The following is a 16,747-nucleotide window of genomic DNA, read 5'->3' as shown; positions in this document are numbered from 1 at the left end:
GAAAAACTAGTTTTTTTCTAATGTAAAACTTTTTTCTTAAAATCTATTTTTTCAACTTTATTACCAAAAATTTTATCTACCCAATTCAAAACATCTTTATCTCTTTGAATTAAATAACCTATTTCACTAGTCCGCAAATAATGCTTATGCGATAAAGCACTTAAATATACATAACGTTCGTAATCTTCATATTCTTTAAAATAATCATTTACAACAGTACTTTCAATAATACCACCAATCATAACAGTATCACCACTACTATCTCTTTGAGTTTTAAAATAAAATACATTTGTAGCATTAAAACTTGCTTTAATTATATCTCCAATTGTTAATTTCTTAATACCACGAACTACAATAGGATTTTTACAATTACGACTAAAAGCATAAGCCTTTACACCTACATCTGCTTGATTTATAGATTTAACATCATCTAATGCTTTTGTAACATATTTTCCTAAATATTTAATAACAAATTCATTTGTACCTTGTTTAACTACTTTTAAATCATTAAAACCGTGAGTTCATCATTCTGCTAACATACTTTTATATATCTTTCTATTAAAAATTATATGAAAATGAATAGCTCCACGTTCTTGATATTCATAAACATAAAAATATTTTAATTCTCCTAAATGTTCAAAACGTTTAGGGTCATTTCATCATTTTTTTAATTTAAGAAAAAATAAACGAATATCTTTTTTTGCTTTTTTAATATCTTGTATATTATCTTTATAAGTTAAAGTAACAAAACTCAACATTTTACTATCATAAAAATTATGTAATGCTTTTTGAATTAAATTAGTTTTAGTACGAACAGTATTATTTCTTAATTTTTGCTTATTACCAACATAACATTTACCTTTTTTATTTCCAATATTATTTAAAAAAGAAATAGGCAAAACAACATTTTTAACATAACAAGCATAAAAAATCTTTTTAACATAAAAATCTTGTTGAAAATCCATATATAAAACTCGACTATTCTAGGTTTTAAAAAAACCAATTTTATACATTTTAATAACAAACAAATCTTAACATAAAAAATTATAAAAGCAAACATAAACAAAAACGATACTTAATATATATTTAATTATATCATTTTACAATTATCATATTTCCAAACTTTTTTTCTAAAATTACTATAATGAAAATCATAAATTAAGAAAGGAAATAATATTATGAATTTTCTTAATAATGAACTTAATTATGATGAACTTGATAATCAAATTAAAAATAATGGTTTAAATTATTTTACAAATCTATTAAAAGCATATGATGATTTTTGATATCAAAATATATATGATAAAACTAAATATAAATATGTTAAAACTGCAAAAAGAAATCCAAATACTCAATATGGTAAAATAAATAATTTTTATCGTAGAGGTTATTTAATATTAGAAACTAATAAATATTATTATCCTTTAGATAATTATATAAAAATTAAAAAAAGAAAAAGAACACTTACAAGTTTAGAACATACAATAATAAAAAATTCAGGTAATGGTAAAAGACAATCTGATGTACAAGATATAATAAAAAATACTAATTTTTCTAAAACATATATGACTAATGTAATGAAAAATGCAATAATTGAAGTTGAAAAAATAAAAGAGAAAAAAGTAGTATTACCAAATGAAAAATTATTTATAAATATGGATGATTGTTTTATTTCTTCATTATTTAATAACAAAAAACAAAAAAATCGTATTCGTACTATTAGTGCAAATAAGGGTAAAGATTTAGATAAATCAACTAAAAGTAGAAATGTTTTAAAAGATAAAAAAATTACTTATATGAAAAATAAAAATGGTCAAAGAATTAAAAGACAAGAATTAATTGATAAAATTTATGAATTTCTTGATTTACAATATATTTATAGTAAAAGTAGTTTAATATTTATTGGTGATGGTGCAACTTATCTTAAATCTACTGCTAAAAAAGAAAATATTCCTTATGTAATTGATAGACATCATGCATTTAAAGCACTTAAAAAAGGATTTATTATTAATAGAAAAGTAGATAATAAAAAATTAACTAATGCATATGAATTATTTGTTAATGGTGAATATTATAAATTATTAGATTTTTTAAAAGAAAATAATGTAAATGAAGAAGTATATAAATATTTTAAAAATAATAAAGATGGTGTTATAAATCAAAAAGAAAATTGAAATCAAGGAGTTTGTGCTGAAAGTGATGTATCACATTTAGTTAAATCTTTAAAAGGATATGGTGCTAAAATTTTTAATGATAAAGTTCTTGATAATATGCTTATTATTAATTCAGCAAGAATTAATAAATTAAATCTTTTACTTTAATATTTTAAAAAATTAATAAATCTAAACCTAAATAGTTAGGAATTTTTAGTTTAGATAATTGTAAAATAATAACTTAAAACACTTGATTATAAATATAAAAAGGTATATAATGTAACCAACAATTAATAATTTAAAGTTGTCTTTTATTTAAAGAAAATTAAATTATAACTATTAACTTTACTCACCCTTATTTTTTTAATTTATAAGAAAAAAATAAATGAAAATTTAATTAAAAATATTTTAATAAATCTCAATTATTAAAAATAAATATTTATATTTAAAAAAGTGGTACTTTAAAAATGATAAATGATAAAGATAAAAATATAGTAAAAAAATCTGATGTTGATAGTTGATGAGGTATTACCACTAGCAATAAATGTGATAAAAAAATTGAGAAATTAAATAAAAAATTACAAGAAACATGTAATAAATTAGATGAAATAAGCAATCTTTATACAAAATCAGTAAAAGAAAACAAAAATTTTGAATATAAAGTTAAAGAACTAAAAGAAGAATTAAAAAAAATTCAAGATAATAATACAAAATTAGAAGCAGAATTAAATGATTCAAAAAACAATAAAAAAGAATTAGAAGCACAATTAAAACAATTTCAAGACAATAAAGAAAAACTAGAAACAGAACTTAAAAATTCTAGAAATAGTAAAGAAAGATTAGAAGAAGAACTAAAAGAAATTCAAGATAAAAATACAAAATTAGAAACAAACTTAAAAGAAGCAACAGAAAGTATTGAACATTTACAAGAAATAATCCAAGATTACATGGATAATAAAGAAAAACTAGAAACAGAACTTAAAAATTATAAGGATAATAATCAAAATTTAGAAGAAGAACTAAAAAAAATTCAAGATAAAAATACAAAATTAGAAACAAACTTAAAAAAAGCAACAGAAAGTATTGAACATTTACAAGAAATAATCCAAGATTACATGGATAATAAAGAAAAACTAGAAGAAGAACTAAAGAGGCTTTTATGTAATCTGTGTATCTTTGTTTTACAAAGTACTAGTTTAGATTAATTCTATCTTCAAATTTTATCATAAAATGAGCAATTGCTGTATTTCAATTTTGAATGGGCATTGTTCATTTTTTTGTTATATTTTCAATTGCTAAATAAAATATTTTAAAAACTGCCATATCATTAGGAAAAACTTTTTTATTTCTGATAACTTTTCGTAATTGACTATTTACAGATTCAATAGCATTTGTTGTATAAATAACTCTTTTGATTTCTGTAGGATAACTAATAAAAACCATTAAATTATCTCAATTTTTATATCAAGATTTAGCAATTTGAGGATATTGTTTATTTCACTTATTTTCAAAGGATTCTAAAGCCTGCATTGCTTGTTCTTCACTACATGCAGTATAAATTGGTTTTAAATCTGCAACTAGAGATTTTCTATGCTTATATGAGACATATTTCAAACTATTTCTAATTTGATGAACGATGCATAATTGATGTTCTGTTTTAAGATAAACTGATTGTATTGCTTCTGACATGCCTGTTAAATTATCACTGCAGGCAATAAGAATATCATTTAAGCCACGATTTTTCATTTCTGTTAAATTTGCTAATCAAAATTTAGCACCTTCATTTTCACTAATTCATAAACCTAAAACATCTTTTTTACCTTCTAAATCAACTCCTAAAGCTATATAAACTGATTTATTAATAATCCTTTTATCTTGTCGTACTTTCACTACTATGCAATCAAAATAAACAATCGGATAGACACTTTCTAATGGTCGATTTTGCGGTAATGTTTAGTAATCTGTGTAACTTACAAAAATAACTATGTTTAATTAATTCTAGTAAATATAATTAAATGACTAGAAAGAGTGAGTTACAGATGGCTAAAAAGCAAAATATTAATAATAATGATCCAATATCAAAAGCAGTAGATTTATTATTAAGACATATTCCGTAATTAAATTTTTTAAAAGTCAATTAATAATTTTAAAATTTATTTTATAATTTTGTTATTAACAATAAATTTAGAAAAGTATTGATAAAAATGATTTTTGAAAATTTAAAAAAATTAAAAAATGAAGAATTTTATAGATATTTTGGTATAAAACGTTTTCATTTTAATGAAATGTTAGAAAAATTAATTGAAATAGAAAAATTAGAAAAAAATAAAGGTCGAAAAAATAAACTTTCAGTAGAAGAAAGATTAATGATGACTTTATTATACTGAAAAGAATATTATACTTTTTTTCAAATGAGTATTAAATCTAAAATGAGCCCATCAAGTTGTTTTCGAAATATTACTTGAGTAGAAAATAAACTTAGTAACCACAAAGATTACCAATTTTTAAAAGAAAGATATAAATTAAAAATTGATAAAAAACAAGAAAATTCAAATGAATTTCAATTTTATTTAATTGATTCAACTGAGATTGAAATTGAAAGACCAACTAAAAAAAACTACAGTTAGAATATTTTTCTGGTAAAAGTTGAATGTATTCTATAAAATTTCAAATTGTATATGATTTTTTTAATAAAAAAATTGTTGATATTTTTGCTGATAATGGTAAAGTGCATGATTTTCAAATATTAAAAAATTCAAATCTTGAATTTTCAGAAAAAACAATAATTATTGGTGATTTAGGATATCAAGGTATACAAAATATTTATAAAAATACAATAATACCAATTAAAAGAACTAAAAATAAAAAATTAACTAAACAAGAAAGAAAATACAATAAGATTGTATCTAAAATTAGAATTAAAGTTGAACATGTCTTTGCTTGATTGAAAAGATTCAAAATTTTAGTAAATAAATGTAGAAAATCTAAATTTAGACTTATGTACTTAAGATTTAACTTACTTTGTGAAATTTTTAATAAAATAAAACCATTAAAATAAAAAAAATATTAAAAATATTTTTTTAAAATTTAAATTTTTATCGAGTTAATATAAAAATATTATTAACAATTTTTTGTTTAAAATGTAAACTCATTTTTTAAACTATTTTTTCAAAAAATATTTATTTCTATATTCAATAACACTAAATAGTTTTAAAACAATTTTATTGACAATTAATTAAATTTAATTACGGAATATGTCCTTAGAAAATACTGAAGATTTAACAACAGTTTTTAAAGAGGGAGGATTGTATAAAGAATTAACAAAAAGATTAGTAGAAAAAATGTTGAATTCTGAGATGCAAAATTATTTGGGATATGAAAAGAATCAAAATAGTAATAGTGACAATGCTCGTAATGGTATAAGTTCAAAAAAAATAATAACTCAACAAGGTAAAATTGAGATTGATGTACCACGAGATCGCAATAGTAATTTTAATCCTATAATAGTTGCAAAAAGACAAAGAAAATTTGATGGTTTTGATCAACAAGTTCTTTCTTTATATGCTTTATATGCAAAAGGTATGACATTATCAGATATTAGAATGCAATTACAAGAGTTATATCATGGTGCTGATATTAGTGAAAGTGTTATTAGTCAAATTACTGATGATGTTATTGATGATGTAAAAGCATGGCAAAATCGACCATTAGAAAGTGTCTATCCGATTGTTTATTTTGATTGCATAGTAGTGAAAGTACGACAAGATAAAAGGATTATTAATAAATCAGTTTATATAGCTTTAGGAGTTGATTTAGAAGGTAAAAAAGATGTTTTAGGTTTATGAATTAGTGAAAATGAAGGTGCTAAATTTTGATTAGCAAATTTAACAGAAATGAAAAATCGTGGCTTAAATGATATTCTTATTGCCTGCAGTGATAATTTAACAGGCATGTCAGAAGCAATACAATCAGTTTATCTTAAAACAGAACATCAATTATGCATCGTTCATCAAATTAGAAATAGTTTGAAATATGTCTCATATAAGCATAGAAAATCTCTAGTTGCAGATTTAAAACCAATTTATACTGCATGTAGTGAAGAACAAGCAATGCAGGCTTTAGAATCCTTTGAAAATAAGTGAAATAAACAATATCCTCAAATTGCTAAATCTTGATATAAAAATTGAGATAATTTAATGGTTTTTATTAGTTATCCTACAGAAATCAAAAGAGTTATTTATACAACAAATGCTATTGAATCTGTAAATAGTCAATTACGAAAAGTTATCAGAAATAAAAAAGTTTTTCCTAATGATATGGCAGTTTTTAAAATATTTTATTTAGCAATTGAAAATATAACAAAAAAATGAACAATGCCCATTCAAAATTGAAATACAGCAATTGCTCATTTTATGATAAAATTTGAAGATAGAATTAATCTAAACTAGTACTTTGTAAAACAAAGATACACAGATTACATAAAAGCCTCATCAAATCTTCTTTGTCTTTTTGCAACTATTATAGGATTAAAATTACTATTGCGATCTCGTGGTACATCAATCTCAATTTTACCTTGTTGAGTTATTATTTTTTTTGAACTTATACCATTACGAGCATTGTCACTATTACTATGTTGATTCTTTTGATATCCCAAATAATTTTGCATCTCAGAATTCAACATTTTTTCTACTAATCTTTTTGTTAATTCTTTATACAATCCTCCCTCTTTAAAAACTGTTGTTAAATCTTCAGTATTTTCTAATAATAAATCTACTGCTTTTGATATTGGATCATTATTATTAATATTTTGCTTTTTAGCCATCTGTAACTCACTCTTTCTAGTCATTTAATTATATTTACTAGAATTAATTAAACATAGTTATTTTTGTAAGTTACACAGATTACTAAACATTACCTTTTGTGCATTTAAATATTGTTTTAAATGTTCTTCAATCTCTTCTTTTGTTAAATCAGGATTTCGATTGTGGTTTAATAAACATTCTTCTGTAGTATAAATTGTTCCTTCACCATCTTGATGAATGCTTCCGCCTTCTAATACAATTGGTGCTTGATAATAATCAATGTTACTATTTTTAGTCATTTCAATTCCAACTTTATTATCAATTTCATAATTTCAATTTCAACTGGGTGGATTAATATTTGGTTCATTTTTCATGCCTCATGCAGTGAAGTGAAAATGAACAGCTCTTCGTTGTCCTTTTTTATTTAATAGACTTCTTGCAAAACCTATCTATTAAAAATTTAATTTTTAAAATAAAATTAAAAATAAAAAAGATAGGTAATCTATGATGTTTGATAAATTAAAAACTATTAACAATCCAGAATTATTAAGATTAACTGGTATAAATGATATTATTTTTAATAAAATTCTAGAAATTTTAAAGACAGAAGAAGTAAAAAAGTTTAAAAATGGTGGTAGGGCGGTTGTCAAAGTTACGAAATAATTTATTATCATATTAGTAACTTATTTCCAAAAATGAATTATTTGAAAAATAATGAAAATTAGACAAAATTACTCTCTTTAACCCTTAATTTTAAATTTATATTCGACGTATTTTAAAAAATATACATTTAAAAAAAATTATTCTCAAAGTTATTAAGGAAAAGACAAGAAATAATCTTGTCTTTTTTTTGTAATTGTAAAATTTTAAAATTTTTTATTATTAACATCCTTTAAATATCTACTACACGCAGTGACCAAGTAGGAGAAAGTTAATAATTAATAACCCTCTTTAATGCTATTATCAACACGTGTTAAGGAACTAAAAAAGTGAACTACAACACAGTTGTTAAAAATAGTAGCTAGCATGTGGACTTGCATGGATAAATAAAAAGTGGAGTGATACCTAATAAAATATACTAACCATTAATGGTAATTCTTGGGGTGGGAGCGAATTGGAAACTAGTATATATAGACCTGTTGTAGGGACCTATTGTATTAATTCTATTCTTTATTTAACCAACCTTGCCACTCCCCAGTGAGCAAGTGTTGGTTTTATTTTTTATTTTTTTTGAAAAAATTTTTTGGGCGAGAAAATAAATTTCAAACTTGTAAAAAAAATTGAGCGGTGCCGGTTCAATTAAAATATTAATTTGCTAAACACAAATTAAATAAATATTGAATCGAATGCCTCAATGTTTTTTAAAATTTCACAATTTATTTTTGAGCCCAGAATTTCTGGAATGAATAAAACGAATAGTATTAATAATATAAAAATAAAAATATATATTCTTTATGCTACAAGCAACAGAATATATTAGAAAGAACTATTATGAAAAAGTATTTTTGTTGAACATGTAAACAACATAAATTAGATTATTTATTCTTTAATACTGATGATATAAAAACAAGACAAAACTTTTTAAGAGACAAAAATAATAAAGCAATTTGTTATGACTGTATTTTAAATGTTAGGTTAAGTAGGAGGTATAAATATGAATAAACAAAAACTATTTTCTTATAAAGACCAAGAAATTATTAATGATTATAATAAAAAACGTAATCAAGAAATAACAAAAGAACATTTAAATAATATAGAAAAATTAAGAGAAGATTTTAAAAAAGAAATAATTAATGAATATAAAGAAAAATTAATTAAATATTTAAAAAATAAAATTGAAAATGATGGATATAGAAGTGCAAGTAATGATTCAATATATTATTCATTAATTAAAAAAATCAATAATCGAGAATTTGATTAATAATGCAATATGACTTAATTATTGGAATTGACCCTGCTGGAATTGGTAATAATGGAATGGTTATATATTCAAGTGAAACTAATAATATTGTTTTTAATGAAACATTTAATACATTAACTGTTTTATGACCTAAAAATATGTATAAAGAAAAATTTAAATTAATTAAAGAAAAATTTATTGATAAAAAAATATTAGTTATTGTAGAAAATTTCTTTTTAACTTCAAAACAATTATTAACTAATCCATTAGCAACTCCTAAAATTATTGGTGCATTAATGGTATTAGTTCAAGATGTTTTTAACTGAGATTATCTAGAAAACCACCCAAAAAATAAAAATAAAATAACAAAGGACATATTCCGTAATTAAATTTAATTAATTGTCAATAAAATTGTTTTAAAACTATTTAGTGTTATTGAATATAGAAATAAATATTTTTTGAAAAAATAGTTTAAAAAATGAGTTTACATTTTAAACAAAAAATTGTTAATAATATTTTTATATTAACTCGATAAAAATTTAAATTTTAAAAAAATATTTTTAATATTTTTTTTATTTTAATGGTTTTATTTTATTAAAAATTTCACAAAAGACATATTCCGTAATTAAATTTTTTAAAAGTCAATTAATAATTTTAAAAAATTTAATTACGGAATATGTCTAAAGAAACAAGAAAAGAAGTAATTAATAATGCAAGAGTAACTGATACTTGATTAGGTTGAGAAATGGGTGGTATTTGAAATGGTAATTGACCATTAAAACATGAAATACATTTAGAAGATAAAAAAGTTTTATCTTTTAGTAATGAAGGATGATATGTTTATCTTGCAACTAATAATAGATTTAAAGATATTGCAATTGAAATACAAGATGCACCAAAAAATGATAGTTTACAACAATTATTATTAAACATGTTAAGTTATACATATAATTACAATAGAAATTTTGAAGGTGCTACATATGATGAAAAAACGGGTAAACCAACAAATAAAATAGCAGAATTACGTGATACATTTTCGGGGCAAAAACCTGACGAAATAATTACTAATTTATTTAAACAATGAGAGTTAGATTATCCAAATTATATAAATTTGCAACAAGTTAAAATATTTAAACAAGTATTTATTATGTTATCAAAATATATTTATTCAACTTTATCAATAAATAAAGGTTTGAATGATGATAATAAAATATTATTACCTTATTATTTTGAACTAAAATCAAGTCCAATAAAACCCAGTAAAAATGATATTTGACAATTTAAAGATATAAAAGTTATATTAAAATCTGAATATTTTGATTTTTCAGATAAGAATAATATTAAATTAAAAAATAATGATATTAGTCAAAATGAATTATTTAAACTTGATGATAATCAATTTAATTGATTATCTATTACAAATGAATTAGAAAGTAATAATATTCCATCATTAGTTCCTGCTGATTGAACACTAGCAAATGGAGAATATGGTAAATATTTTACACGATTAATTATTAATAAAAATAAACTTGAGAATACTTTAAACTTATATGGTTCAAATAAATCTCAATTATTTTCTAAATTAGAATTTTATGAAGAAATATTACAAATTGATAACAATAATGAATTTGATTTACAAATTAAAAAAGCAATTAATAATTTAAATCGTATTGAAATTAGTGGAATATTTGGTGCTGGTAATTATGATTTAATTTTAATAACTGATAAGCAAGAAATAAATTTAAAAAATATTAATCTATTTGATAAATATAACGAAAATATTTCTTATATAAATATTGAACTTTAATTATCAAAAATATCCATCAGGATAATTACCATCTCATGATATATCTATTCTTTCAAGAGTATTTCCACTATTATAAAATTCTGTTTTTTCAGGAGTATCAGAAAAATAAATTTTAAATTCATTTTTTATATCGACTGAAATACCATGAATATCAGACATTCATATTTTTTGAACACCTCATTCAACTTGTTTATGTGGAGTTAAAAAATATTTAACTCCACTAACATTATGGGTAAGCATCCCTCCCATGATTAAACCTATTGTTCCAGTTGTAGCACCAGTTAGTGCTAATGCCAATGTTATTTTACTTAAATTTATTTTTATTCATGTTTTCATAATAAACTTCTCCTTTTTAATTTATTAAATGTTCTGCATTATTAATTTCGTCATCATTTTCTATTTTTTTAATATTTTCTAATAATTCAGGTACAAATCTATCTTCACATTCATCTGCATGTTCTTCACATGCAAAAATATTTGCTAATTCTTCGTCATCAATTACTACATGAACAATATTATCTGAAATATTATTACATCCTTTTCTTTGACAAATTACAATTTCTTCATCAAAATTATCATTCATTATTTTAAATTGTTTTTGTTTACTTTTTACCTTTTTTCGAACTTTACTCCTTTTTTTACTCATAAATTCTCTTTTTTTCCTTGATTTTACTTATAAATTGTACTATTTTTGATTATTTTTACAAGTATGCTTTTAAATGTAAAATAACGCCTAAATTAAAGGCGTTTATTTTGTGATACCTATACTATTAATTATATTGAAATTGTTTATTATATTTTAAATATGAAAGCATTTTTTAAAATAATTTTTATTTTATTTAAAATTACACTTATATATTTATATAATAATTAAGTAAATTAATTTTTTAAATATATTTACAATAAATTTAGATTTTTTTAAAATAGCTAGGAGAAGTAAAATTGAATTTTAATTATAAATGAACTTATAAAGAACAATATCCTAAAATTGATAAATTAATTTTAGAACATATAACAAAGAAATGAGAAAAGTGAGATTGAAGAATAAAAAATACAAGAGATAAAAAGAAATATAAAATTGTTGATTTTCAATATCGAACAAGAAAAACAATGTATGGATTAGTAACTTATAAAAGAAGAATTTATGAATATTTTGATGAAAAATTACAAAAATTAGTTCGTGTTTGTTTAGTTGATGAAAAAATGGAACTTCCAAAATATAAAAGAATTGGTGAAGATATCGAAGATACTATTATTGAAAATTTTGCTGATGGAAAAAGATATCGTGATATTTGTGCGATTTGTAAACAGGCAGGTATTAGTCTTAGTAGCGTTCATAGAGTTTTTAAAAATTTAAAAATAAATGAAGCAAATCCAGTAAAAGTAAAATTGGAAAAAAATCAACCTATTTTTGTAGCAATTGATGATGGACATCGAAAATTTTGAGATTTTAAACGTAAAGGTACAAAATACTCTATGAGATTAATAGTAACATATACAGGACATATTCCGTAATTAAATTTAATTAATTGTCAATAAAATTGTTTTAAAACTATTTAGTGTTATTGAATATAGAAATAAATATTTTTTGAAAAAATAGTTTAAAAAATGAGTTTACATTTTAAACAAAAAATTGTTAATAATATTTTTATATTAACTCGATAAAAATTTAAATTTTAAAAAAATATTTTTAATATTTTTTTTATTTTAATGGTTTTATTTTATTAAAAATTTCACAAAGTAAGTTAAATCTTAAGTACATAAGTCTAAATTTAGATTTTCTACATTTATTTACTAAAATTTTGAATCTTTTCAATCAAGCAAAGACATGTTCAACTTTAATTCTAATTTTAGATACAATCTTATTGTATTTTCTTTCTTGTTTAGTTAATTTTTTATTTTTAGTTCTTTTAATTGGTATTATTGTATTTTTATAAATATTTTGTATACCTTGATATCCTAAATCACCAATAATTATTGTTTTTTCTGAAAATTCAAGATTTGAATTTTTTAATATTTGAAAATCATGCACTTTACCATTATCAGCAAAAATATCAACAATTTTTTTATTAAAAAAATCATATACAATTTGAAATTTTATAGAATACATTCAACTTTTACCAGAAAAATATTCTAACTGTAGTTTTTTTTAGTTGGTCTTTCAATTTCAATCTCAGTTGAATCAATTAAATAAAATTGAAATTCATTTGAATTTTCTTGTTTTTTATCAATTTTTAATTTATATCTTTCTTTTAAAAATTGGTAATCTTTGTGGTTACTAAGTTTATTTTCTACTCAAGTAATATTTCGAAAACAACTTGATGGGCTCATTTTAGATTTAATACTCATTTGAAAAAAAGTATAATATTCTTTTCAGTATAATAAAGTCATCATTAATCTTTCTTCTACTGAAAGTTTATTTTTTCGACCTTTATTTTTTTCTAATTTTTCTATTTCAATTAATTTTTCTAACATTTCATTAAAATGAAAACGTTTTATACCAAAATATCTATAAAATTCTTCATTTTTTAATTTTTTTAAATTTTCAAAAATCATTTTTATCAACACTTTTCTAAATTTATTGTTAATAACAAAATTATAAAATAAATTTTAAAATTATTAATTGACTTTTAAAAAATTTAATTACGGAATATGTCTACAGATAATATTAATCATAAAGTACAAAATAAAAGAGTAAAAGCAATTATAAGAAAAACAAGAACTCCAATTGGAGTTAAAAAAACTGCTGAATTTGTTAAAGACCATTGTCAAAAATTTTATGAAAATATTGAACAAGCAAAAATTATTATTTGTGGTGATAGTGCAGGATGAATTAAAGAAGTTGCTGATTATTTAGGTGCACAGTTTGTTTTAGATAAATTTCATTTAGTTAGAACATTATATCTTGGTATAATGGCTGGAAATAAAGAAAAATATTTAGAAGAATATAATCATTGTAAATATTTAATTAATAATGGTCAATATGAACAATTAATTAACTATTTATATAATCAATTAGATAATCATAAAAAATTAAAAAAACAATACTTTAAAAATAATAAAGAAGGTATTGAAAATCAAGGTGCAAAGTGAAATATTGGTTGTTTTACAGAAACTAATATTTGGCATGTTTTAAAAGAAATGCTTGGTAATAGAACATATAATATTTCAATTTATATTAAAATGGTTATTTTTAAATGTAATAAGATAAATTTTGAAACATAATTTTATATAAAAATTTCTAATTAAAAATATTTTAATAAAAAATAAATACTTTACATATACTTAATAAGTTAAGAATTTTTATTGTGTATAAATATTAAATTTATTTTAGTAATTTTTAAAATTAAGTATTTTAGTTGAAATATATTTTAAAAAATAGTAAGATGAATGTACAATTTCATAAAAATCCAAATTATTTCTTGTCTAAAATTATAATAAAAATATATAGATTTAATTTATTCCGGATTTTTGACAATCTCCCATGGTGGTACACCTAATAAATTATCATTAGAAAATCGTTTATTAATGACTTTAGAATATTGAAGAGAATATCGAACTTATTTTCATATTGCTAAAAGTTATGGAATTAGTGAAAGTAGTTGCTATAGGAATATCAAGTGAATAGAAAATACTTTAATAAAACATCCTGATTTTCAACAACTTGATGGGCAAAAATCACTGTTAAATAATAATTTTAAAGATAAAACAGTTATCATTGATGTGACTGAAAGTACTATTCAACGCCCAAAAAAAGTCAAAAACAATATTATTCAGGAAAAAAGAAAAAACATACAATAAAAACTCAAGTCATAATTGAAAAAGATAGTAAAAAAATTATAAGTTCTTATTTTTCTTATGGTAAAAATCATGATTTTAAAATTTTAAAAAATTCAAAAACGAAATTTTTATCAGAAACAACTATTTTAGTAGATTTAGGATATCAAAGTATACAAAACATACATAAAAATGTCTTATTACCTAAACGAAAATCAAAAAAAACCCTTTAACTAAAGAAGAAAAGAAAAATAATAAGGCTATTTCAAAAATGAGAGTTTTTATTGAACATGTTTTTGCGATTCTTAAAAAATTTAAAATTATTAGTGAAAAATATCGAAATAGAAGAAAAAAATTTGCATTAAGATTTAATTTAATAGCTTCAATTTATAATTTACAATTATTAATTTAAATATATTTGATAATTTAATATTTTATTTTTTTATTTGAAATAATAATTTTTGTTGTATTTTAATGACAAAAAATAAAACATATTTTGAACAATAATTTTTAAAAAATATTAAAAGTGTTATTAAAATAAATTTTTAAACTTAAAAAATGTGATTAATATCATAGTTTTGCAAGAAGTCTAATGTATCATGATTTAATCCAATAACATGGTAAGCAAAATAATATTGATAATAGTTTTCGCCACCTGCATATGTTGCTACGTTATTTTTTGTTAGATATTTTCAAACGTTATTTTCAGCAGTAATATTAGATAAATCAACATTACTTACTTTTTTTATATCTTGGTTTAAAATAGTATTAACAGCTTCTGTTTTTTGATTAGTCTTTAAGTTACTACTTAAATTTCCTACAGTTGTACCAAGTGTTAAAAGACTTAGGGCAGTAATTAAATTTTTCATTTTAAACACCTTCTTTATATATGTGATAAATTAAAAGGATATTTTGGATTAATAATAGTTTCTATAAATTTTAGGAATGATAATATTAATCCAAAACTTGGAAATATTTTCTATCCATCTTAATTTTAACACTTTAAGTATTAATATAAAAGGCAAGAAAAATTAGTAATATATTAATTAATATATTGTTATAATATTATTTTTAAATTTTGGTAATTTATTAGGATTAGTAATTCCTGAATAATTTGCAAAGTTACTATGTTCTCTTACTTTTTTTACATTTCATGTTGAAAGGTCTTGATCAAATAATTTAGCGCCATAAAACATAAAATTCATATATACTGCATTAGAAGTATTTCAATTTGAAAGGTTTTGATTGAATGAGGTTGCACCATAAAACATAAGACTAAAACGGTTTATATTAGATACATTTCATGTTGAAAGATCTTGATTGAATGAAGTTGCATTTGCAAACATAACAAAAGTACTTTTTACATTAGAAACATTTCAATTAGTAATATTACTATTAAATGAAGTGGCTCCATTAAATGTAAAATTCATATTTGTTATATTGGAAGTATCTCATGTTGAAAGGTCTTGATTGAATAAGGTTGCACCTGTAAACATATTTTTTAAAGATGTGATTTCTGGTGGTAATTTGTCAGGTACTTTTTCAATTGTTCTTGGCATTCTAACAACTTGAATTTCTTCTAATGTATTTTTAAAAAATCCAATTTGAATAATTTCTTTACTATTTATCTTTGATAGGTCTCTTTCACTAGTTGTTATTTGTTTGCCATCTTTGTCAATATAAATTGTGTCTTGTTGAGTTTTATTTTGAATATAGTTAGTTGTAATATCATTTTTTTGTATAGTTGAGTTTAAGAAACTTGTTAAATTTCCTGTGGTTGTTGCAAGTGTTAAAAGACTTACTGCTGTTAATAATGTTTTCATTATGAAAACCCCCTTTTTATTTTTTCCAATAACTTCTTAAATTTAAGAAGTTAACTACATTTTAGTGTTTTTAAAAATAAATGCAATTAACTATTTTTGTATATTTGTATTAATAACAAATTATGAAATACTACAATAACTATTATCTTTGTTTGTTGAATTTTGTTTATTTTGTGTATCATTAGCATTTATTTTAATAACATCTAATTTGTCATTTACTTTTTCTTTTTTAATATTTTTATTTTTTTCTCTTTCTTTTAATAAATCTTGTGTGTAATATATATTAACTATTTCAGTTATTGATGGCATAATTTTAATTCCCCTTTATTTTAAAATTAAAAATTCAATTACTTTAAAACTAAAGTTAATTATAAACTTATATTATGTAAGTTTATAATTGAATTATATATTTAAAATATATAATTTAAATATATTTTTGTACAAAATTAAAATTTAAATCTAAGTTATTAAACTTATTTCATTAG

Annotated in this window: 23 protein-coding genes and 2 pseudogenes; 14 read left to right on the top strand and 11 right to left on the bottom strand. The window is 20.9% G+C overall.

Annotated elements, in window-relative coordinates; genetic code table 4:
- Positions 1-17: 17 nt before the first annotated feature.
- The gene (locus AACL24_RS06715) at positions 18-965 is read right to left on the bottom strand and encodes a rolling circle replication-associated protein (protein ID WP_339049247.1); all 948 of its coding nucleotides are present in this window, start codon (positions 963-965) and stop codon (positions 18-20) included.
- 213 nt (positions 966-1,178) lie between these two features.
- Between AACL24_RS06715 and AACL24_RS06710 the strand changes: the two genes are divergently transcribed.
- The gene (locus tag AACL24_RS06710; protein ID WP_339049246.1) at positions 1,179-2,321 is read left to right on the top strand and encodes an Mbov_0401 family ICE element transposase-like protein; all 1,143 of its coding nucleotides are present in this window, start codon (positions 1,179-1,181) and stop codon (positions 2,319-2,321) included.
- A gap of 299 nt (positions 2,322-2,620) precedes the next feature.
- Entirely contained in the window at positions 2,621-3,358 is a 738-nt protein-coding gene (locus AACL24_RS06705; protein WP_339049245.1) for a hypothetical protein, read from the top strand.
- Here the strand turns inward: AACL24_RS06705 and AACL24_RS06700 are convergent.
- Positions 3,345-4,097: pseudogene (locus AACL24_RS06700) on the bottom strand (IS256 family transposase); the annotation flags it as partial. The gene AACL24_RS06705 and the pseudogene AACL24_RS06700 overlap by 14 nt on opposite strands.
- Before the next feature lie 260 nt (positions 4,098-4,357).
- Between AACL24_RS06700 and AACL24_RS06695 the strand changes: the two are divergent.
- The 3 genes from AACL24_RS06695 (at position 4,358) to AACL24_RS06685 (ending at position 6,601) form a co-directional block, all read left to right on the top strand.
- A complete protein-coding gene (locus tag AACL24_RS06695; protein WP_339045912.1) occupies positions 4,358-4,780 on the top strand; it encodes a transposase family protein in 423 nt (140 codons plus the stop codon).
- A 23-nt stretch (positions 4,781-4,803) separates the two neighbouring features.
- On the top strand, positions 4,804-5,211 hold the full coding sequence (locus tag AACL24_RS06690; protein WP_339045908.1) for a transposase family protein: 408 nt from the start codon (positions 4,804-4,806) through the stop codon (positions 5,209-5,211).
- A 196-nt stretch (positions 5,212-5,407) separates the two neighbouring features.
- Complete coding sequence (locus AACL24_RS06685) at positions 5,408-6,601, top strand: IS256 family transposase (protein ID WP_339049244.1); 1,194 nt, start codon at positions 5,408-5,410, stop codon at positions 6,599-6,601.
- Positions 6,602-6,642: 41 nt separating this feature from the next.
- Here the strand turns inward: AACL24_RS06685 and AACL24_RS06680 are convergent.
- Positions 6,643-6,975: pseudogene (locus AACL24_RS06680) on the bottom strand (transposase); the annotation flags it as partial.
- Positions 6,976-7,032: 57 nt separating this feature from the next.
- Positions 7,033-7,329, bottom strand: coding sequence for an agmatine deiminase family protein (locus AACL24_RS06675; protein ID WP_339049242.1), 297 nt, complete (start codon positions 7,327-7,329; stop codon positions 7,033-7,035).
- 130 nt (positions 7,330-7,459) lie between these two features.
- On the opposite strand from AACL24_RS06675, the gene AACL24_RS06670 reads away from it, so the two are divergent.
- From AACL24_RS06670 to AACL24_RS06655, 4 genes are all read left to right on the top strand, one after another.
- Positions 7,460-7,618, top strand: a complete 159-nt coding sequence (locus tag AACL24_RS06670) for a hypothetical protein (RefSeq protein ID WP_339049241.1) — start codon at positions 7,460-7,462, stop codon at positions 7,616-7,618.
- A gap of 991 nt (positions 7,619-8,609) precedes the next feature.
- Entirely contained in the window at positions 8,610-8,876 is a 267-nt protein-coding gene (locus AACL24_RS06665) for a hypothetical protein (protein WP_339049240.1), read from the top strand.
- A 2-nt stretch (positions 8,877-8,878) separates the two neighbouring features.
- Entirely contained in the window at positions 8,879-9,244 is a 366-nt protein-coding gene (locus AACL24_RS06660; protein WP_339049239.1) for a hypothetical protein, read from the top strand.
- A 287-nt stretch (positions 9,245-9,531) separates the two neighbouring features.
- Positions 9,532-10,662, top strand: coding sequence for a hypothetical protein (locus AACL24_RS06655; protein WP_339046406.1), 1,131 nt, complete (start codon positions 9,532-9,534; stop codon positions 10,660-10,662).
- Here AACL24_RS06655 and AACL24_RS06650 read toward each other — a convergent pair whose 3' ends face one another.
- Both AACL24_RS06650 and AACL24_RS06645 read right to left on the bottom strand, forming a co-directional pair.
- Positions 10,663-10,998, bottom strand: a complete 336-nt coding sequence (locus AACL24_RS06650) for a hypothetical protein (RefSeq protein WP_339049238.1) — start codon at positions 10,996-10,998, stop codon at positions 10,663-10,665.
- Positions 10,999-11,014: 16 nt separating this feature from the next.
- Complete coding sequence (locus tag AACL24_RS06645; protein ID WP_339040929.1) at positions 11,015-11,308, bottom strand: hypothetical protein; 294 nt, start codon at positions 11,306-11,308, stop codon at positions 11,015-11,017.
- Positions 11,309-11,604: 296 nt separating this feature from the next.
- Between AACL24_RS06645 and AACL24_RS06640 the strand changes: the two genes are divergently transcribed.
- The gene (locus AACL24_RS06640; RefSeq protein WP_339049237.1) at positions 11,605-12,177 is read left to right on the top strand and encodes a UPF0236 family transposase-like protein; all 573 of its coding nucleotides are present in this window, start codon (positions 11,605-11,607) and stop codon (positions 12,175-12,177) included.
- A 187-nt stretch (positions 12,178-12,364) separates the two neighbouring features.
- On the opposite strand, the gene AACL24_RS06635 is transcribed toward AACL24_RS06640, so the two are convergent.
- Positions 12,365-12,772: a transposase family protein gene (locus tag AACL24_RS06635; RefSeq protein ID WP_339045908.1), complete on the bottom strand. Its 408-nt coding sequence runs from the start codon at positions 12,770-12,772 to the stop codon at positions 12,365-12,367.
- Between the two features lie 23 nt (positions 12,773-12,795).
- Positions 12,796-13,218: a transposase family protein gene (locus tag AACL24_RS06630; protein WP_339045912.1), complete on the bottom strand. Its 423-nt coding sequence runs from the start codon at positions 13,216-13,218 to the stop codon at positions 12,796-12,798.
- A 96-nt stretch (positions 13,219-13,314) separates the two neighbouring features.
- Here AACL24_RS06630 and AACL24_RS06625 point away from each other — a divergent pair, with 96 nt between their 5' ends.
- The 4 genes from AACL24_RS06625 (at position 13,315) to AACL24_RS06615 (ending at position 14,851) form a co-directional block, all read left to right on the top strand.
- Positions 13,315-13,887: a UPF0236 family transposase-like protein gene (locus tag AACL24_RS06625; protein WP_339049236.1), complete on the top strand. Its 573-nt coding sequence runs from the start codon at positions 13,315-13,317 to the stop codon at positions 13,885-13,887.
- Between the two features lie 246 nt (positions 13,888-14,133).
- Positions 14,134-14,463, top strand: coding sequence for a transposase family protein (locus tag AACL24_RS06620; protein WP_339046414.1), 330 nt, complete (start codon positions 14,134-14,136; stop codon positions 14,461-14,463).
- Positions 14,460-14,672: a hypothetical protein gene (locus tag AACL24_RS15545; protein ID WP_422398084.1), complete on the top strand. Its 213-nt coding sequence runs from the start codon at positions 14,460-14,462 to the stop codon at positions 14,670-14,672. Before AACL24_RS06620 ends, AACL24_RS15545 begins: the two co-directional genes overlap by 4 nt.
- Positions 14,654-14,851, top strand: coding sequence for a transposase family protein (locus AACL24_RS06615; RefSeq protein WP_339049399.1), 198 nt, complete (start codon positions 14,654-14,656; stop codon positions 14,849-14,851). Before AACL24_RS15545 ends, AACL24_RS06615 begins: the two co-directional genes overlap by 19 nt.
- A gap of 139 nt (positions 14,852-14,990) precedes the next feature.
- On the opposite strand, the gene AACL24_RS06610 is transcribed toward AACL24_RS06615, so the two are convergent.
- The 3 genes from AACL24_RS06610 to AACL24_RS06600 form a co-directional block, all read right to left on the bottom strand.
- Complete coding sequence (locus tag AACL24_RS06610) at positions 14,991-15,308, bottom strand: hypothetical protein (protein WP_339049235.1); 318 nt, start codon at positions 15,306-15,308, stop codon at positions 14,991-14,993.
- Positions 15,309-15,485: 177 nt separating this feature from the next.
- The gene (locus tag AACL24_RS06605; RefSeq protein ID WP_339049234.1) at positions 15,486-16,262 is read right to left on the bottom strand and encodes a BspA family leucine-rich repeat surface protein; all 777 of its coding nucleotides are present in this window, start codon (positions 16,260-16,262) and stop codon (positions 15,486-15,488) included.
- A gap of 120 nt (positions 16,263-16,382) precedes the next feature.
- Entirely contained in the window at positions 16,383-16,571 is a 189-nt protein-coding gene (locus AACL24_RS06600) for a hypothetical protein (protein WP_339049233.1), read from the bottom strand.
- Positions 16,572-16,747: the final 176 nt, after the last annotated feature.

Origin of the sequence: Spiroplasma endosymbiont of Colias croceus, from assembly GCF_964020095.1 — a bacterium.
Classification (GTDB): Bacteria; Bacillota_I; Bacilli_A; order Mycoplasmatales; family VBWQ01; genus Spiroplasma_E.
The sequence above is the reverse complement of the archived record's forward strand: the minus strand, read 5'-3'. Positions and strand labels throughout refer to the sequence as shown.